Source organism: Stenotrophomonas mori (assembly GCF_023556335.1).
GTDB lineage: Bacteria > Pseudomonadota > Gammaproteobacteria > Xanthomonadales > Xanthomonadaceae > Stenotrophomonas > Stenotrophomonas mori.
The window spans coordinates 99755-118886 of the sequence record NZ_JAIKTS010000001.1 but is presented as its reverse complement, the minus strand read 5'-3'; the positions used below and the strand labels follow the sequence as shown (position 1 = coordinate 118886).

Below are 19132 nucleotides of genomic sequence, written 5' to 3'. Positions count from 1 at the left end.
CTCAGGCCTCGGCCTGCTGGTGCTCCTCCCAGAAGGCCAGCAGCTCGCGCAGCCCCGGCAGGTCGCCGGCACGCGCCATGTCCTCGCGCAGGAACTCGACTTCATGCCGCCACTGGCGGCTGCTGAGGGTCTGCAGCACGCTGCCCTCGGTCTGGGTGCAGCCCATGTGCCACTGCGTGAAGTGGCGCTGCGGCACCGGGCCGTTCTGCAGCTCCTCGATCTCCACGTGCATGCGCGACGCCTGGATGCGGGCGTAGATCCGCGCCACCGCCTCCTGCGTGCCTTCGAAATACTGGAAGAAGCGGGCCCCGTCGTGCAGCAGCACGCCGGTGACGCCTTCGAGCCGGTTGTGCGCACGGGCATCGACCAGCAGATGGTCCAGGTCCTCGGTCGTCAGGCCGGCCACCGCGGTGCTGAGATAGGCGACTGCCCAGTAGGTCATCTGCGGGTTCTCCGGGCAAGGCAGGCGAGCATGCCACACCTTCCCCGCCGCCGGAGGCCCGGCGGCGGGGACACCCTGTCACTGGTAGCGGTAGTCGAGCTTCAGCCAGAACGTGCGGCCCGGCTCGTTGATCCGCACCGGATCGGCGGGGAAGCCGAAATCGGCGCTGCCGGCCAGGTTCAGGTGCTCGGCATAGGCGCGGTCGAACAGGTTGTCGACACCGGCACTGGCCCGCAGGCTATCGGTCACCCGGTAGGCCGCATTGAGCGCGAGCGTGGCGAATCCCGCACTCGGGCCGAGGTCGCGCGCGACCACGTTGCCCTGGTCCAGCGCCACCCGGGCCTGCCGGTCCACCACCCGCAGCAGCAGCCCGGTGGACCACCGCTCGTGTTCCCAGGCAGCGCTGAAGCGCCCCTCCAGCGGCGGGATCTGCGGCAGCGCGCCGCCGCTGTCGCGGTTCTCGCCCCAGGCATAGGCCAGCGTGCTGCCGAGTTTCCAGGCGCTCGCCGGGCGCCACTCGAGCCCGGCCTCGGCCCCGGCGATGCGGGCATCGACGTTGTCGGCGCGGGTGCTGCCGCCCATCATGCCGCCGCTGCGGTAGGCGAACAGGATGTAGTCCTGGATGCGCCCGGCGTAGGCCGATACCCAGGCCTCCACCTGGCGCCCGTGGAACTGCAGCCCGAGGTCGACCTGCGAGGTCTTCTCCGGCTTCACCGCGGCGAAGGCGCTGGCGCTGCCGGCCGGCCCGGCATCGGCCGAGAACAGCTCCCAGTAGTCGGGCATGCGCGCGCTGTGGCCGAAGCCCGCGTACCAGTTCCAGGCCTGGCCATGGTCGCGCTCGTAGCGCAGGAAGCCGCTGCCCAGGGTTTCCTCGCGGCGCTGTCCGGCGGTCGGGTTGGGCATGCCCATCATCCCCGTGCTCCGGCGCAGGTCGCGGGCGCTGGCCTTGTCCACCCGCATCCCGCCCACCCAGCGCTGCGGCGTGCCCTCGCCGAAGGTCAGCTCGCTGAACACGCCGCGGTTGTCGAGCTCGGCATCGCGGGTCCACGGCAGCTGCCGCCAGGTGCCGCGGCCCATGCCGCCGCGTTTGCGGTGGCGACTGTCCTGCGCATCCACGCCGGCGACCACGGCCACGTCCTGCCAGCGCCACTCCGCGGCCACGCGCCCGCCGCGGGTGCGCCGCTCCACGTTCGAGGCCATCGCCATCGGCATGCTGCCGTGCGGGTTGGGCGTGCGCAGCGTGTAGTTGTCCATCACGTGGTCGGCGGTGTTGTGGTACAGGCTGGCCTGCACCGTGTCCCAGGCACCGGGCAGGTTGCCGCGCTCGAAACGCAGGCCGTAGCTGCTGCGCTTGAACGCCGATCCGTCCATGCCGCGCCCGGCGTAGCGGGCCAGGGCATCGCCGGTCCCGGCATTGAGCTCGAGCACGGTATCCGGGTCGGGGGTCCAGCCGATGGCCGCATCGGCATTCCACTTGCGCCAGCGCGACGGCACCACGTCACCGTTGCCGTCGCGGTAGTCGCCGGACTCGGAACGGTTGCCGCTGACCCGCAGGTAGCCCGGCGTGCTGCCGGCGCTGGCGTCGAGCATCTGGTCGTTGCGGTTGCGCGAACCGCCCAGGGCGCTGGCCTGCACCTGCATGCCCGGCGCGTCGAAGCGCGGCACGTCGCGCTCGAAACGCACCGTGCCGGCCGACGCCCCGGCGCCCCAGCGCACGCTCTGCGGTCCCTTGATGACCGTCAGCCGGTCGTAGGTTTCCGGCGCGATGTAGGACAACGGATTGTCCATCCGCGACGGGCAGGCACCGATCAGGCTGCCGTCGTTGCTGAGGATGTTCAGCCGCGATCCGGACAGCCCGCGCAGGACCGGATCGCCATTGGTGCCGCCGTTGCGGATGGCGGAGAACCCGGGAACGGTCTTCAGGTAGTCGGCGCCATCGCTGGCCGGCACCGGCTGCCGCGGCAACCGCGGATCGGTGACCCAGTGCAACGGCGAGGCCGGCGCGGTGGCGGTGACCACCAGCGTATCCAGGGTGTGGGCGGTCTCGGGCACCTCGGCCTGGGCCAGGCCCGGGGCAAGCGCCAGCCAGATGCAGGCGGACAGGCAGGCCGGACCACCCGGCAGACGGGAAACAGGGAACATGGGGTTCTCCAGAACGGCACGGCGACGCCTCGCCGGCGGCCGTGCAGGGGGAAAGGATGGGGAAGGGCCTTTCAGGAGAACAACGGCGGCCCGCGGACCGGATGCGCCGGCCAGCGCAGGCTGGCCGGCACCGCGACCGCCCATGGCGAGGCCGGCGCGGGCCGGTGCAGCAGCGGAGCGAGCACCAGCAGTGCTGCCAGCCAGGGCAGCAGGCGCGAGGCCATGGTGCAGTAGTCGCAGGCCTCGCCATGCGCGGCATGCGGCCCGGCCGGCAGGCCGTGGCCGGCCGCGCCCCGGGGCTCCCCGGCGTGTCCGCCGGTGTGAGCGGTGTGGTCGGCATGGGCCGCCTCGTGCACCAGCAGGGCGACGCCCGGCGCGGGCGCCGCCTGCAGCCAGCGGCTGAGCACCGGTGCCAGCGCCATCAACAGGGTGGCGGCCAATGCCAGGTACAGCAGGACGGATTGAAAACGGGCCAAGCGCATGACCCGGTCATTCTATCGGTGCCGCCACCGCGGCCGGCCCGGCACGGGTGCGACCGTTTGCCGCATGAGGGGCCGCCGCGCGCGTACCGGCCGGTCCAGCCGCCCTGGCCTGCGACGCTCCACCGCGGCATCCGGCGCACCGCCGGTTTCATCCCCGCGGGCGATCCCGGTGCGGCCGTCGCCGCGCCGCAGCGCTCAGCTGGTGATCGTCTGGGTCAGCGATTCCCAGGTCGGCGGCGACGGCCAGTCGGCCTCCTGGTTGCCGTCGAGCACGCGGCGCAGGTCGCGCGGGTCGATCTGCGGTGCCAGCACGTGCACCAGTTCCAGCGCGTAGTCGCGCAGCACGCGGTCGCGCGGCAGCACCGCCCAGGCCACGCACTCCGGGACCGGCGCCGGCGCCGGCCATGCCCGCAGGTCGCTGTCGCCGGCACTGACCGCCATCTCCGCCAGCAGCCCCACGCCCAGGCCGGTGCGCACATAGGTCTTGATCAGGTCGGCATCCAGCGCGGTCAGCGCCAGGTCCGGCTCCAGTCCCCGCGTGGCGAAGGCACGCCGCAGCGACGAGCCGGGACGGATCGAGGATTCGTAGCTGATCAGCGGGTGCCCGGCCAGTGCCGCCAGGTCCGGCACCTGGCCGGCGCGGTCCAGCGCGTGCCCGCGCGGCACCAGCACCAGCCGCCGCCAGCGGTACAGCGGCACCGCGATGCCGGTGCTGGGCTCGCCGCCCGCGGTGCTGACGATGGCGATGTCGGCATCGCCCTGGCCGAGCAGGTCCAGCGCATCGCTCTCGGCCGCCTGCTGCAGGTGCACGCTGACCTGCGGATAGGCCTGCTTGATCCGTGCCACCGCCGGCGGCAGCACGAACCGCGCCTGGGTATGGGTGGTGGTCAGGATCAGTTGGCCGTGGCTCTCGCGGCGCTGGTTGGCGGCATAGGTGCGGATGTTGTTGGCTTCGGCCAGCACCAGGCGGGCGCGGGCGATCACTTCCTCCCCCGCCGGGGTCACCGATTCCAGGCTGCGGCCCTTGCGCACGAACAACAGGAACCCCAGCTCGTCCTCCAGCTGCTTGAGCTGCTTGGACAACCCCGGCTGGGTGGCGTGCACGCGCGTGGCCGCCTGCGTGATGTTGAGCTCGGCGTCGGCGATGGCCACCAGGTAGCGCAGTTGGGTCAGGGTCATCGGGGCTCGGAAACGTCTCGGGCAGGGCGGGTCATCGACTGTAGGCCAGATTCCCGACCCCACTTATAACCGAACGTCATATGGCATGGGGCGCAAGTCATTTCCGGGCATCCGGGGGCAGGGCTACGGTCGTGGCCCCTTCACCGGACACCGCCTCCCGCCTTGGACGCTCCCCTGTTTCCCCTGTTCGCCGACCTGAACGGCCGCGCCGTCCTCGTGGTCGGCGGCGGTACGGTGGCGGCCCGCAAGGTCGAGGCGCTGCTGGACGCCGGCGCCCGCCCGCGGGTCGGTGCGCCCCGGCTGGTACCGGCCCTGCAGGCACTGGCCGACGCGGGCCGCATCGACTGGCTGCGGGGCGCCTTCAGCCCGCGCTGGCTGGACAGCGGCATCTGGCTGGTGGTCGCCGCCACCGACGCAGCGGCGGTCAACCGCGCGGTCGCCGACGCCGCCGATGCCCGGCGGCTGTTCGTGAACGTGGTCGACGATGCGCGGCTGTCGCGCTTCCACGTGCCCGCGGTGGTGGAGCGTGGACCGCTGCGGATCGCCATCTCCACCGGCGGCGCCGCGCCGATGGTCGCGCGCCATGTCCGGCGCCGCCTGGAAACCCTGTTCGACAGCGCCTGGGGCCAGCTCACCGAACTGATCGGCCGCCGCCGCGACGGCATCCGCGCGCACTTCACCGACCTCGCCGCACGCCGCCGCTTCTTCGACCACCTGCTCGACGGCCCGGTCCTGGACCTGCTGCGCCGGCGCCGTCCGGCCGAGGCCGAGGCAGCGCTGCAGCAGGCCATGGCCGACACGCCGCCAGCCGCCGCCGGCTCGGTGGTGCTGGTGGGCGCCGGTGCCGGCAACCCAGACCAGCTGACCCTGGCGGCACTGCGCGCCCTCAACCAGGCCGACGTGATCCTGCACGACCGCCTGGTCGGTGCCGGCGTGCTGCGGCTGGCACGGCGCGACGCCGAGCGCATCGCGGTCGGCAAGTCCGCACGCGGGCCCAGCACCTCCCAGGAACAGATCCACGCGCTGATGCTGGAGCATGCCCGCGCCGGCCGCCGGGTGGTCCGGCTCAAGGGCGGCGATGCCTTCGTGTTCGGGCGCGGCGGCGAAGAGCTGCAGTTCCTGCGCGCACACGGCATCGCCTATGAAGTGATACCCGGCATCACCGCCGCCCTGGCATGCGCGGCCCATGCCGGCATTCCGCTCACCCACCGCGACCATGCCCAGCAGCTGCGCCTGGTCACCGCCCACTGCCGCGACTCCCTGGATACCCTGGACTGGCCGGCGCTGGCCGCGCCGCGGCAGACCCTGGTGTTCTACATGGGCGTGGCCGCGCTGGCACGGATCCAGGCGCGGCTGCTCGAGGCCGGCCTGCCCGCCGCCACGCCGTTCGCGCTGGTGGAGAATGGCTCGCGCAGCGACCAGCGCGTGGTCAGCGGCACGCTGCGGCAACTGGCCGACAGCGCCCTCCGCCACGACGTACGCTCGCCGGCCCTGCTGATCCTCGGCGACGTGGCCGCCCTGGCCACCGACCTGCACTGGTTCGGCGCCGCCCCGCTCCCGGCCGCCGACGACGCGCCCTCACCTTCCCTACCGACGCCGCCGACGACACTGGCTGACGCCGCCTGATTCCCCCAGGAGATTCCCCATGGCCCTCTACAACAGCATTCTCGACACCATCGGCACCACCCCGGTGGTCAAGCTCAACCGCCTGGCGCCGGCCGGCGTGGACCTTTACGTCAAGGTCGAAGCCTTCAATCCCGGCGGCTCGGTCAAGGACCGGCTGGCGCTGGCGATCGTGCTCGACGCCGAACAGCGCGGCGTGCTCAAGCCCGGCGACACCATCGTCGAAGCCACCTCCGGAAATACCGGCGTGGCGCTGGCCATGGTCGCCGCCGCCCGCGGCTACAAGTTCGTCGCGGTGATGACCGAGACCTTCTCGGTCGAGCGCCGCAAGGCCATGCGCGCCTATGGCGCCAAGGTGATCCTGACCCCCGCCGCCGAGCGCGGCACCGGCATGGTGCGCAAGGCCAAGGAACTGTCCGACCAGCACGGCTGGTTCCTCGCCAGCCAGTTCGCCAACCCGGCCAACCCGGCCTATCACCGCAACAGCACCGCCGCCGAGATCCTGCGCGACTTCGCCGGCCGCCGCCTGGACTACTTCGTCAGCGGTTGGGGCACCGGCGGCACCGTCACCGGTGTCGGCGAAGTGCTGAAGCTGGCGCGCCCGGACACCCGCATCGTCGCCACCGAGCCGGCCGGCGCGGCCCTGCTCAAGGGCGACGAATGGAAGCCGCACAAGATCCAGGGCTGGACCCCGGACTTCGTGCCGGACGTGCTCAACCGCGGCGCCTACGACGTCCTCCACTCGGTACAGGACGAGCGCGCGATCGAGACCGCGCGCCGGCTCGCCGCCGAGGAAGGCATCTTCGTCGGCATCTCCTCCGGCGCCACCGTGGCCACCGCACTGGAACTGGCCGCCGACGCCGCGGCCGGCTCGGTGATCCTGGCGATGCTGCCCGATACCGGCGAGCGCTACTTCTCCACCCCGCTGTTCGCCGACATCAACGAAGGCAGCGACGACGACTGGCTGGCCGGCCTGCCCTGAGCCACCGCCCCACGGCGACCCGGCGTCCCGGGTCGCCCCGCCGGGACAGGTGGACGCTGGCGGCCACTGTCGGCCCCCATCGATGCGCCCGGTCCCGGCCTGCGGCCACTGCACCGCCGGCGCCCTGCCGCGCAGCCGCAGGAACGGAGCGTCGCCCCGGCGTCGAGGCCTCCCCGGCGACGGCCCACGGGACGCCACCGCCCTGCCCGCCCCCTCGGCGGAGCGGCGGCCACAACCGACGGCCGGCCCGGAAAGCCCGCTGACGCTGCCGAGGCGCTTCCGGAACATTCCGGAATCCCGCCCCGGCAATGCCGCATCGCACCGGTCGCGTCCCGCGGCACTCGGGACGGGCGTCGCCCGGCACCGGCCCGGACGGCCCGGCAACCGCGGCACATGCGCCCACCGCCACGGACCACAACGGCCGCGGCCCTGCCCTCCTTCCCCTGCACCAGCGGCCCTCACGACGCGACCCCGCGCGGCGGCGGGTTCCTGCTGCCCCATCCCGCTCCTGCACCCGCCGGCGGCTGGCCGCATCCCGGCACGCCGCCGTGGCGCCCGGATGCGGGTCCCACGGCACCGGCATCGCGCCCCGGCACCGGCCCGTCGCAGCCGCCGAGACCGCCCCTGCTCAGACTTCTCCGCGACCGCCTGCAATCCGTGCATCCGTCACATTCCGTTCCTGCAGGCCAAGGGAGGATCAGCGACATGAACATCGACATCTGGCAGGGCGACATCACCACGTTGACGGTGGACGCCATCGTCAATGCGGCCAATGAGGGCCTGCTCGGCGGTGGCGGGGTCGATGGCGCGATCCACCACGCCGCAGGCCCCGGCCTGCGCGCCGAATGCGCAGCGCTGCCGGAGCTCCGTCCCGGCGTGCGCTGCCCCACCGGGGAAGTGCGCGCCACCGGCGGCCATGCCCTGCCCGCGCGCCATGTCTTCCACACCGTCGGCCCGGTCTGGCAGGGCGGGCAGCACAACGAGGCCGCGCTGCTGGCCAACTGCTACTGGCAATCGCTGCGGCTGGCCGAACAGATGCAGCTGGATTCGATCGCCTTCCCCGCCATCAGCTGCGGGGTGTACGGCTACTCGCTGCACCAGGCCGCCACCATCGCGGTCACCGAGACCGTCACCTGGCAGAAGTCCCACAGCCGGCCGCTGCGCATCCTCCTGGTCGCCTACAACACCGCCACCTTCAAGGCCTACCGGCAGGCACTGGCCACGGCCACGCAGACCGGCGCCGGCATCGACGATCCACAGCCCACCTTCGCCCGCTGACCCGGCGCCGGTGCCTTCCCGACGCCGCACAACAGCGACTTTCCTGCAGAGCGGGGCCGCGCCCTGCCGCCGGGCAGGGCCCGGCGCTACAGAGCCTCGCGCTCCCCCTGTAGAGCGGGGCCATGCCCCGCCGGGGCATCACCACGAGCACCCCGCCGGGCAGGGCCCGGCGCTACAGAGACTCGTGTTCCCCTGTAGAGCGGGGCCGTGCCCCGCCGGGGCATCACCGCGAGCACCCCGCCGGGCAGGGCCCGGCGCTACAGAGCCTCGCGTTCCCCTGTAGAGCGGGGCCGTGCCCCGCCGGGGCATCACCGCGAACACCCGCCGGGCAGGGCCCGGCGCTACAGCACCTCACGTTCCCCCTGTAGAGCGGGGCCGCGCCCCGCCGGGGCATCACCGCGAGCACCCGCCGGGCAGGGCCCGGCGCTACAGAGACTCGTGTTCCCCTGTAGAGCGGGGCCATGCCCCGCCGGGGCATCACCGCGAGCACCCCGCCGGGCAGGGCCCGGCGCTACAGAGCCTCGTGTTCCCCTGTAGAGCGGGGCCGTGCCCCGCCGGGGCATTACCGCGAACACCCGCCGGGCAGGGCCCGGCGCTACAGAGCCTCGCGTTCCCCTGTAGAGCGGGGCCGTGCCCCGCTGGGGCATCACCGCGAGCACCCCGCCGGGCAGGGCCCGGCGCTACAGAGCCTCACGTTCCCCCCGTAGAGCGGGGCCCTGCCCCGCTGGGGCATTACCGCGCAGGGCCCACCCCCACAGCCCCCCGCGCTTCCCGGTGTAGAACGGGGACCCCGCGAAAACAGAAACGCCGGCACAAGGCCGGCGTTTCCACATCCATCATGGGCAGGCGGCGATCAGCCTTCCCACTTGCCCAGCGCGGCCAGGCCGTTTTCCCTGGCACGGGCGTAGACGGTCTGCTGCGCGGCTTCATAGTTGCCCTGCATGTCCTTCGCCCACAGCTTCAGCGCGGCCTGCTGCATCGCGCGGCCGTAGGAGAAGCTCAGCGGCCACGGCAGCCTGTCGAGCTGGTTCATCGCGTTCAGGTGCGCGGTGGACTGCTCGTCGCTCTGCCCGCCGGACAGGAACACCACGCCCGGCAGGATCGCCGGCACGGTGCTCTTCAGGCACATCACGGTGGCTTCGGCCACTTCCTCGACGTCGGCCTGCTCATCGCAGTCCTTGCCGGCGATGACCATCGAGGCCTTCAGGATCGTGCCTTCCAGCAGCACGTTCTGCTGGTACAGCGCATCGAACAGCGAGCGCAGGGTGGCTTCGGTGACTTCGTAGCAGGTCTCGATGTCGTGGTCGCCGTCCATGATCACTTCCGGCTCGACCATCGGCACCAGGCCGCATTCCTGGCACAGCGCGGCGTAGCGCGCCAGCGCGTGCGCGTTGGCCTCGATGCAGGTGCCCGACGGGATGCTCTCGCCGATGTTGATCACCGCGCGCCACTTGGCGAAGCGGGCACCCAGCGTGTAGTACTCCTGCAGGCGCGCGCGCAGGCCGTCCAGGCCTTCGGTGACCAGCTCGCCCGGGCAGCCGGCCAGCGGGTGGGTACCCTTGTCGACCTTGATCCCCGGGATCATGCCGTTGTCGGCCATGAACTTGGCGAACGGCACGCCGTCCTTGGTCGACTGGCGGATGGTTTCGTCGAACAGGATGGCGCCGGAGATGTGCTCGTTGAGCTTGGGCGTGGTCAGCAGCAGCTCGCGGTAGGCACGGCGGTTGGCCTCGGTGTTCTCGATGCCGACGCCGGCGAAGCGCTTGGCGATCGTGCCGGTGGATTCGTCGATGGCGATGATGCCCTTGCCCGGGGCGACCATGGCCTGGGCGGTTTCAGCCAGCAGTTCGATGCTCATGAAGTTCCTGTGACGGGATGGCGGGAAAAGCCGCATTATAGCCCGTGGCCCGCATCAACCGGCCCCGGCGATGACCCACCCGCGGTTTCCACCGGTCCCGGCAGGACAAAGCCTGTCCCGCCCGCCCCGCGGTGCCCCTGCCGTGCCGGCCGCCTGCCGGCAGTGCCCGTCCCCCGGTCCCCGCCGGCCGCCACGCCCCTCCTGCCTCCGCGCACCCCGCCCCCGGCGGCGCCGGGGCGGTGAGCGGTTGCGTCGGCGCGGCGCCTACAGCTCGCCCAGGCCGCCGGCGCGGCCGTCGCTGCCGACCTGCAGCAGCCGTAGCGTATTGGTGGCGCCGTGGGTCTCCATGTGCTCGCCGCTGGTGAACACCACGCGGTCGCCGCTCTGCAGCAGGCCGGCCGCCACCAGCAGGCCGATGCTGCCCCGCGCGGCCTCGCGCGGGGTGAAGCCGCGACTGTCGAAGTTGATCGGGAACACATCGCGCATCAGTGCCATCTGCCGGCGCGCACCGTCGTGGCGGGTGACCGCATAGATCGGCGACTTGGCGCGGAAGCGCGACAGGTAGCGCGCGGTGCCGCCGGATTCGGTCATCGCCACGATGGCGCGCACGCCCACGTGCTGGGACAGGAACATGGTCGCCATGGCGATGGCCTGGTCGGCGCGCTGGAGGTTGCGCGGCGAGGCGTTGAAATCGGTCTCGGTCTGGAACTGGCGTTCGGCGCCCAGGCAGATGCGCGCCATCGCTTCCACCGCCTTCACCGGCCAGGCCCCGGCCGCGGTTTCCGCCGACAGCATCACCGCGTCGGTGCCGTCGATGACCGAGTTGGCCACGTCCAGCACTTCGGCGCGGGTCGGGATCGGGCTTTCGACCATGGACTGCAGCATCTGGGTGGCGGTGATCACCACCTTGTTCTGGGCCAGCGCGGCCTTGATGATCTTCTTCTGCAGGCCCGGCAGCTCGGCGTCGCCGATCTCCACGCCCAGGTCGCCGCGCGCGACCATCACCACGTCGCTGGCCTCGACGATCTCCTCCAGGTTGGTGATCGCCTCGGTGCGCTCGATCTTCGACACCAGCGCCGCATCGCTGCCGTGCTGCTGGGCGATGGCGCGGGCATCGTTCATGTCCTGCGCATTGCGGCAGAACGAAACCGCGATGAAGTCCACGCCGATCTTGGCGACGATGCCGATCAGCTCCTTGTCGCGTTCGGTCAGGGCGCCCAGCGAGAGCCCGCCGCCCTGCTTGTTCAGCCCCTTGCGGTCGGACAGCACCCCGTCGTTGAGCACGCTGGTGATGATCCGCTCGCCCTGCACCTCGGTCACCTGCAGCTGCATCAGGCCATCGTCCAGCAGCAGCACATCGCCGGCGCCGACGTCCTGCGGCAGGCCGAGGTAGCTCACGCCGACCTGTCCGGCGTCGCCCGGGCCGACATCGCCACGCGCGATCAGGTCGAAGCGGTCGCCGGCCTTGAGCTGCACCCTGCCCTCGGCGAAGCGCTCGATGCGGATCTTGGGCCCGGGCAGGTCGGCGAGGATGCCGACCTCCACACCGACCCGCTGCGCGGCGGCCCGCACCTCGGCGGCACGCTTGGCCTGCCCCGCCGGATCGCCATGCGAGAAGTTCAGCCGGACCACGTTGACGCCGGCACGGAACAGATCATCGAGCACGCCCGGCGCATCGGTCGCCGGTCCGAGAGTGGCGAGGATCTTGGTACGGCGCTGGCGTTCGATCATGGTGCGAAAACTCCGTTAAAGTCCGTCGAAATTAGCACAATCAACGCATGACAACGATGTCCGGCGCACTTTCAGACGCCACTGTCCGCACTGTCCCGCGCAGATGGCGGACAGGCTGTCCGGACCTCGGCGCGACGAGGCACGGCACTGTCCCGCGGCAACACCGCACAAGGACAGGCGCCGGCACCGGACAGCCTTCCCGGGACCGTGCCCGAGCCAGCCGGGACAGTCCACCGACACCCGTACCGGGGCGATATGCGGTCTGGCATTTCCCGCGACGACAACCGGACGCCAGGCACGGCCGCCGGCGAAGATTCCGGTGAGGGCATGCACCTGCAGGCGGGGGACTGCCCGGTAAAGCTCCAGCGGGGCGCGGCCCCGCTCTACAGGGCCTGCGGCCGCGGCAATGACGTAGCGCCGGGCCATGCCCGGCGGGGGACGGCCCGGTAAAGCCCCAGCGGGGCGTGGCCCCGCTCTACAGGGCTTGCGGCGGTGGCAATACCGTAGCGCCGGGCCATGCCCGGCGGGGGACGGCCCGGTAAAGCTCCAGCGGGGCATGGCCCCGCTCTACAGGGCTTGCGGCCGCGGCAGTGGCGCCGTGCCGGGCAGGGCCGCTCTATCGCGACAGCAGCCGTCCCAGCTCCGCGGGCGTGTCGGCAAGGTGGGCTGCGCCGGCCGCGGCCAGCTCCTCGCGGCTGCCGAACCCCCACAGCACGCCGATGTTGCGCAGGCCATGGTGGCGCGCGCCCTCGATGTCCATGCGGCGGTCGCCGATCATCCAGCACTGTGCGGGCTGCAGCGCCAGGCGCCGCAGGGCTTCGGCAACCAGCTGCGGTTTGTCGCTGCGCGTACCGTCGGGGGTGGCGCCGATCACGTCGTCGAAACACGTTCCGAACGGCAGGTGTTCGACGATGCGCCGCGCATGCGGTTCGTTCTTGGCGGTGACCACCGCCAGCCGGTGGCCGGCGGCATGCAGGGCACGCACCTGGTCGCCGATCCCGGGATAGACCGCGTGTTCCCGCCAGCCGACGGCCTCGAAGCGTTCGCGGTACAGCGCCACCGCCTGCTCCACCCGCCGCGCATCACCCAGCAGCGGTGCGAAGCTGGAGCGCAGCGACGGCCCGATCCAGCGGCGCAGCTCGTCCGCTGGCGGCAGCGGCTGCTGCATCCGCTCCAGCGCATACGCCACGCAGCGGGTGATCCCCGCGGCCGAATCGATCAGCGTGCCGTCGAGGTCGAAGAACAGCACATCGCGGCTCATGCGGCGTCCTCTCGATCCGTCATGGGCGATGGCCCGTGAACCGTGGCGGTGCGCAGCAGGCGCAACGCATGCGGAATACGCGGGCACTACCGGCACCGCCCACGGCCTGCCGGACAGGCGCACCAGGTCCGTGCGCGCGCCCTCACGCGCCGCGGGCGTCCAGTGCCGCCACCGCCGGCAGGGTCTTGCCTTCCAGGAATTCCAGGAACGCGCCGCCACCGGTGGAGATGTAGCTGACCTGGTCGGCGACGCCATACTTGTCCACCGCCGCCAGGGTGTCGCCGCCGCCGGCGATGGAGAACGCGCTGGACGCGGCGATGGCGCGCGCCAGCGCCTCGGTGCCCTTGCCGAAGGCGTCGAACTCGAACACGCCGACCGGGCCGTTCCACACCACGGTGCCGGCCTTGGCGATCAGTTCGGCATACTGCACGGCGGTCTCCGGGCCGATGTCCAGGATCATGTCGCCGGCGCCCACAGCATCGACCGCCTTGACCGTGGCCGGGGCGTCAGCAGCAAAGGCAGGCGCCACCACCACATCGACCGGCAGCGGGATCTCGGCACCGCGCGCCTTGGCATCGGCGTCGATCTTGCGTGCGGTGTCGAGCAGGTCGTTCTCGACCAGCGACGTGCCCACGCCGTGCCCCTCGGCGGCGATGAAGGTGTTGGCGATGCCGCCGCCGACGATCAGCTGGTCCACCTTGCCGACCAGGCTGGAGAGCAGTTCCAGCTTGGTCGAGACCTTGGAGCCGGCGACGATGGCCAGCAGCGGCCGCGCGGGATTGGCCAGCGCCTTGTCCAGCGCGTCCAGCTCGGCCATCAGCAGCGGGCCGCCGGCGGCGACCGGCGCGAACCGGATCACCCCGTGGGTCGAAGCCTGCGCGCGGTGCGCGGTGCCGAAGGCGTCCATCACGAACACGTCGCACAGGGCCGCGTACTTCCTGGACAGGGCTTCGTCGTCGGCCTTCTCGCCGACGTTCATGCGGCAGTTCTCCAGCAGCACGATGCTGCCCGGCGCCACGTCCACGCCTTCCACCCAGTCCTTGACCAGCGGCACGTCCACGCCCAGCAGCTCGGACAGCCGTGCGGCCACCGGCGCCAGCGAATCGGCCTCGCTCCACACGCCTTCCCTGGGGCGGCCCAGGTGCGAGGTGACCAGCACCGCTGCGCCCTTCTCCAGCGCCAGCTTCAGCGTCGGCAGCGAGGCGGTGATGCGCTGTTCGGAGGTGATCCTGCCGTTGTCGTCGATCGGCACGTTGAGGTCTTGCCGGATCAGGACCCGCTTGCCGGAAAGATCAAGGTCGGTCATGCGAACGATGGACATGGCAGCGCGGCTCCGCGAACGTGATGGGAAACCGCGATTCTCGCCCGCCCCCGCATGAGGGGCAAACCCGAGGTGCGGCGCCTGCCACCGCGCCTGCCCTATCCCGAGCTGTCCAGCCCCCGGCTGCGCCTGCGCGAAGTACGCGGGGCCGCCGCGCCGGCCCTGTTCGCCATCCACAGCGATCCGCGGGGGATGCGCTACGGGAGCTGCCCGGCCTGGACCGAGCCGGCGCAGGCCGAACGCACGGTGGCCGACATCCAGCGCCAGCGCCGCGGGCTGGACAGGCTCGTCCGGGCCATCGCCGATGCGCACAGCGACCGGCTGGTCGGCACCAGCGCGGCGGTCGCGACGCACCTGGAGCAGGGCCGCGCCGGGATCGGCTACAGCCTGCATCCGCACTGGCCGGGCCACGGACTGGCCAGCGAGGTGTTGCTCAGGATCCCGCACGCCCTGTTCGAGGACATGGGGACTGCACCGGATCGAAGCCGACACCGGCCCGCGCCACCCGGCCTCGTGCCGCCGGGTCGAAAAGCCGGGCTTCGTCCGCGAGGGCGTGCTGCGCGAACGCTGGCACGTCAATGGCGAATCCGGCGACACCAGGCTGTATGGCCTGCTGCGCGGTGACTTCATCGACCGCGCGCAGACGCGCACTTCAGTGCGCGACGGGACGTTCCCCGCCCGGACCCCGCGTGCGGACGGATCAGCGGGCGGGCCGCCCGCGACCGGAGTCGTTCCGGCCGGACAGGAACGGCTTCAATCGTTCGCGGGGCGGTTGCCGCGCAGCAGGCTCATCGCGAATCCGGCCACCGCCAGCGCGCCGGCCACCAGCACCGCCCACAGCACCAGGTTCTTCCAGTCGCGCACCGGCGCCGCCGGCGCATAGGCCTTGTCGCCGGCGCGTACCGCGCCTTCGCCGAGGCTGGCGACCGCCGGCTGCCACTGCGCACCATTGCCCGCGCGCAGCGCGGCCAGCATCGGCTCCAGATTCGTCTCGCGCACGTCGGCCCGTGCGCTGCCGGCCACCAGCAGGTAGGGTGCGCGGCCCTGGGCGAGGAACACCACGCTGCCCGGCCGGTAGCCCAGCCTCAAGGCCGGTGCGGGGGTTCCCGCCACCGCCGGCTCGGCCTGCAGCTGCCAGTCGCGGTCGCCGGTTTCCCGCCCCAGCTCCAGCGGCGCCGAGGCCTGGCGGCGGTCGCCGTCCTGCAGTGTCCAGGTGTTCCAACCGCTGGCGCGCACGTGCCAGGCCTGTGCGGCATCGGCCACCTTGCGGTCGTCGTCGGCGCTGGACACGGTCCACGACACGGTGCTGTTGGCGGGCAGCGCCACGTCCAGCCGCTGCACCGGGAAACGTCCCTGCACCCGGTACCGGAAACGGCCCGGCGCGCCGGCGTCCGCTGCCGGCGCCGCCAGTTCGACCCATCGCCAGTCGCCGGCGGCCGTGTCGCCGGCCAGTTCGCCGTGCAGCGCGCGCAGCGGCGGCGCGCCATCGCGCTGCAGCGGCACCAGCCGCAGGTACCGCTGCGGCGTGGACAGTGCGATGCGGTCGCTGTTCAACTGCCGCCCCTGGTTGCGCAGGCGCACCAGCCGCACTTCCGGGTCGAGCACCTGCCAGCGGCGCAGGTCGTCGCTGCCTTCCAAGCGATAGCCCAGGTCCACCGCCGTCGGCTCGCCCTCCCACTCGACCTTCAGTGCCTGCACCTGGCCGGCCTGCCGGCCCAGGTCCACCAGCCACGAGGGATCGCCCTTGGCCGCGCCCGCGGCGCCCAGCGTATTGCGCACCGACACCACGTTGCCGCCGGCATCGCGCTGCACCACCACGCTCAGGTCTTCGCCCGCCGTCGCGGCGGCGCTGGCCGGCAAGGCGAACCAGTCCAGCGTCACCTGCCGTGCCGGCCCGGCGGTCGGCACGGCCGCTCCCTGCACCGCGCTGGCCATCGGCCTGCCGTCGGCATCGAGCACCTGCACATCGCGCAGGTCGCGCCAGTACGCGGCGCGGTAGACGCCGTCCTCCAGCACCACGCGGTAGGCGCCGGCATCGTCCTGGGCCAGCTGCAGCGGCCATTGCGTGGCGAATTCATCGGCCGCGGGCGCCGTCAGCGGCAGCAGCGCCAGCCATCCAAGACGTTTGATCATGCGGAGGGGTCCTCGTGTCGTGTGCCCTGGCCGGCGGTGCGCGGCGGCGCCGGCGCCAGCCAGCCGACCAGCGTGCACAGCAGGCCATAGGCGATGAAGGCGCCGATGCCCAGCAGGTCGCCCAGATTCTCGCGGTCGATCAGCAGCAGCTTGGCCAGCACCACCGCCATCAGGATGGCGCCGGCCAGCCACAGCCCCCATTGCCCGCGCCGCGAGCCGGATACCCAGCCGACCACTCCGAGCAGGCTCCAGACCACGGTCAGGCTGGTCTGCGCCAGGCTGGTGTCGATCAGGCGGCCGTTCCAGTCCACGCCGCCCCACTGGTGCACGGCGCGCAGGGTGACCGTACTGACCAGCACCAGCGCGGCCAGCGGCAGCAGTCCCAGGCGTAGCCCGGCCAGGCGCGAGCGGTCGGCCAGCGACCACAGCTGCGCGGCCGCCAGCGCCAGTACCGCCAGCTGTGCCAGGTCCAGCGGATTGAGCAGCACCACCCACGGCAGCGGCGACGAATCGCCGGCGTTGCCCAGCCAGACCAGCCACCACAGGCCCAGGAGCGCGAACACCGCCGCCTGCAGGGCCGCGCGGTAACGGTCGAAGGCCGGCCCCAGCGGCTGCGCCAGCCAGTGCCAGCGCCGCATCGACAGCAGCGCCAGCAGCAGCCAGGGCAGCGCCAGCAGCATGCCGACCCAGCCGTCGGCCAGCGCGAAGCGCCTGCCCAGATGCCAGGACAGCAGCGACAGCACCGTCGGCCACAGCAGCCACCAGGCCAACTGTGCCGGGCCGGCGACCGCATCGCCCGCCGAGCGCAGGCACAGCAGGCTGCGCACGCCCAGCGCGGCGAACAGTGGCCACGCCCAGGCACCGTGGCCGGCAAACGGCTGGCCGTATTCGGCCACCTGCAGGAAGGCCAGCGGGAACGCCAGCACGAAGCAGCCCAGCGTGGTCAGCGAGAGTCCCGCTGACGGCCGGCGGCGGTGCACCTCGGCCGCCAGCCAGCCGGTGACACCCAGCAGCAGCAGCATGCCGTGCAGGACGCTGCGCGGCTCCACGAAGCGCGCGATCTCGGTACCGCCATTGCCCAACCACCAGAGCAGGCCCCAGGCATAGGCGATCGCCGCCACCGCCCGGCGGCCGGCGCCGCGGTACAGCCACGCGGTGGCGAAGGCCGCCAGCGCGATCAGCAGCGCCCCCATGAAGGCCGCATTGGCGACAGCGAGCTCCACGCCGCCGCTGGCGTGGGCACCGTCGATGCCCACCGCCAGCGCGAACGCGGCCGCCAGTTGCAGGCCGATGCCGGTCCAGCGGGCAAGCCGGCGCTGCTGCATCAGGCCCAGCCAGACCAGGCCGGCGCCTTCCAGCGCGAACACCGACGCGGTGGCCTTGGCCGACAGCGCCAACGGCACCGCCAGCGTGGCGAAGCCGACAGCCAGGATGGCGTAGCCCTGGGCCAGCAGCTGCAGGCGCGCGCGGCCGCGCAGCGCGTATGCCAGCCCCGCATAGAGCACGGCCACGCCGAGCGCGCACAGCGCCAGCGCCATGCGCTCGCCCTGCAGCAGGCCGGCCTGCAGCGAGAACGCCACCAGCGGCGTGCCGAACAACAGGCAACCGTCGATGCGCGCGCCGCCCGGCGTCGCCGCCCGACGCGCGTACAGCAGCGGCAGCAACAGGTAGAAGGCGAAGAACAGCACCAGGAACGGCTCGGTGCTGGCGAACTTGGCCGGCGTGTAGTCCAGCACGCCCCAGAGCGTGCCGATGCCCCAGGTGAAGGCGAAGCCCAGCAGGTTGAGGATGCGCCAGGGGCGCACCCAGGCAATGGCGAACAGCCCGGTGTTGAGCAGCGCGTAGTAGGAGAACAGGCCGACATGGTTGCCGCCGCCATCGGACAGCCAGATCGGCGCCATGAACCCGGCCAGCACGCCGAGGATGGCCAGTGTGCGCGACTCCTGCAGCACCGCCATCACGCACAACCCGGCGATCAACACCACGCTGACCACGAAGGCCGGCGCGATGCCCAGCAGACCGTAGTTCTTGGCCGCCGCGAACACGGTCAGCAACAGTACCCCGATGGCACCGCCCTGCAGCGCCAGCGCGAATGCCCGGTGGCTGTCGCGCTGGCGCCAGGCGAACACCAGCCCGGCCAGCGCCGCGGCACTGATGCCGGCCAGGCGCAGCTCGATCGGCAGGCGCAGCCAGCCCTGGTCGCTGACGTACTTGAGCAGCGCGGCGACGCCGGCCAGCAGCACCAGCATGCCCACCTTGACCGGCACATTGCCGCGGGTGAACCACTGCTTGATGCGCTCCAGGCCGCGCTCGACCAGGCCCGGCGCTTCCGCTGCCGGCGTCCCAGCCTCCTCCGGCGCAGCCACGGACGCAGGCGCGGACACAAGGGCCGGTTCCGGCAACGGCGGGACCTCGAGCGGCGCCCTCTGCCCCTCCACGTCCGGTTCCCGGGGCGGCACCGGGACGGGGACGTCCTCTTCCTCCGGTGGACCGTCCTCCCACGCACCGTGCGCTTGCGGATCCACCGCCGGCACCACCGTGGCCGTCCCGGCATGCATCGCCAGCGCGGCCTCCAGCGCCGCCACGCGCCGCTTCAGCGAGGACACCGACACCAGCGCCAGGATCAACAGCACCGGTATCGCCAGCACCACCCCCATCGCCACCAGCCACCCAAAGACCATACGCGCTGTCCTTCCTTAT

Annotated in this window: 14 protein-coding genes; 4 read left to right on the top strand and 10 right to left on the bottom strand. The window is 72.3% G+C overall.

What is annotated here, in order from left to right; all coding sequences use genetic code 11:
* Position 1: 1 nt before the first annotated feature.
* From K5L01_RS00540 to K5L01_RS00525, 4 genes are all read right to left on the bottom strand, one after another.
* Positions 2 to 442, bottom strand: a complete 441-nt coding sequence (locus K5L01_RS00540) for a BLUF domain-containing protein (protein WP_250060956.1) — start codon at positions 440 to 442, stop codon at positions 2 to 4.
* A gap of 78 nt (positions 443 to 520) precedes the next feature.
* Entirely contained in the window at positions 521 to 2584 is a 2064-nt protein-coding gene (locus K5L01_RS00535; protein WP_250060954.1) for a TonB-dependent copper receptor, read from the bottom strand.
* A gap of 71 nt (positions 2585 to 2655) precedes the next feature.
* A complete protein-coding gene (locus K5L01_RS00530; protein WP_250060952.1) occupies positions 2656 to 3066 on the bottom strand; it encodes a DUF2946 family protein in 411 nt (136 codons plus the stop codon).
* Positions 3067 to 3261: 195 nt separating this feature from the next.
* Positions 3262 to 4245: a LysR family transcriptional regulator gene (locus K5L01_RS00525; protein ID WP_250060950.1), complete on the bottom strand. Its 984-nt coding sequence runs from the start codon at positions 4243 to 4245 to the stop codon at positions 3262 to 3264.
* 162 nt (positions 4246 to 4407) lie between these two features.
* Between K5L01_RS00525 and cysG the strand changes: the two genes are divergently transcribed.
* The 3 genes from cysG to K5L01_RS00510 all read left to right on the top strand — a co-directional run bounded on the left by cysG (position 4408) and on the right by K5L01_RS00510 (position 8128).
* A complete protein-coding gene (gene cysG / locus K5L01_RS00520; RefSeq protein WP_250060948.1) occupies positions 4408 to 5871 on the top strand; it encodes a siroheme synthase CysG in 1464 nt (487 codons plus the stop codon).
* A 19-nt stretch (positions 5872 to 5890) separates the two neighbouring features.
* Positions 5891 to 6850, top strand: coding sequence for a cysteine synthase A (cysK, locus tag K5L01_RS00515; protein ID WP_250060946.1), 960 nt, complete (start codon positions 5891 to 5893; stop codon positions 6848 to 6850).
* Between the two features lie 705 nt (positions 6851 to 7555).
* A complete protein-coding gene (locus K5L01_RS00510; protein WP_250060944.1) occupies positions 7556 to 8128 on the top strand; it encodes an O-acetyl-ADP-ribose deacetylase in 573 nt (190 codons plus the stop codon).
* Between the two features lie 853 nt (positions 8129 to 8981).
* Here K5L01_RS00510 and K5L01_RS00505 read toward each other — a convergent pair.
* The 4 genes from K5L01_RS00505 to K5L01_RS00490 all read right to left on the bottom strand — a co-directional run bounded on the left by K5L01_RS00505 (position 8982) and on the right by K5L01_RS00490 (position 14299).
* Complete coding sequence (locus K5L01_RS00505; protein WP_250060942.1) at positions 8982 to 9986, bottom strand: class I fructose-bisphosphate aldolase; 1005 nt, start codon at positions 9984 to 9986, stop codon at positions 8982 to 8984.
* 264 nt (positions 9987 to 10250) lie between these two features.
* Positions 10251 to 11717 (bottom strand): pyruvate kinase, encoded by a 1467-nt coding sequence (pyk, locus tag K5L01_RS00500; protein WP_250060940.1) that lies wholly within the window; start codon positions 11715 to 11717, stop codon positions 10251 to 10253.
* Between the two features lie 616 nt (positions 11718 to 12333).
* Positions 12334 to 12978, bottom strand: a complete 645-nt coding sequence (locus K5L01_RS00495; protein ID WP_250060938.1) for an HAD hydrolase-like protein — start codon at positions 12976 to 12978, stop codon at positions 12334 to 12336.
* Positions 12979 to 13120: 142 nt separating this feature from the next.
* The gene (locus K5L01_RS00490; RefSeq protein ID WP_250060936.1) at positions 13121 to 14299 is read right to left on the bottom strand and encodes a phosphoglycerate kinase; all 1179 of its coding nucleotides are present in this window, start codon (positions 14297 to 14299) and stop codon (positions 13121 to 13123) included.
* Between the two features lie 54 nt (positions 14300 to 14353).
* Between K5L01_RS00490 and K5L01_RS00485 the strand changes: the two genes are divergently transcribed.
* Positions 14354 to 14923, top strand: coding sequence for a GNAT family N-acetyltransferase (locus K5L01_RS00485; protein WP_250060934.1), 570 nt, complete (start codon positions 14354 to 14356; stop codon positions 14921 to 14923).
* A gap of 129 nt (positions 14924 to 15052) precedes the next feature.
* Here the strand turns inward: K5L01_RS00485 and K5L01_RS00480 are convergent, their stop codons facing one another.
* Positions 15053 to 16432: a DUF3999 domain-containing protein gene (locus tag K5L01_RS00480; protein ID WP_250060932.1), complete on the bottom strand. Its 1380-nt coding sequence runs from the start codon at positions 16430 to 16432 to the stop codon at positions 15053 to 15055.
* A complete protein-coding gene (locus tag K5L01_RS00475) occupies positions 16429 to 19113 on the bottom strand; it encodes a DUF2339 domain-containing protein (RefSeq protein WP_250060930.1) in 2685 nt (894 codons plus the stop codon). Before K5L01_RS00475 ends, K5L01_RS00480 begins: the two co-directional genes overlap by 4 nt.
* Positions 19114 to 19132: the final 19 nt, after the last annotated feature.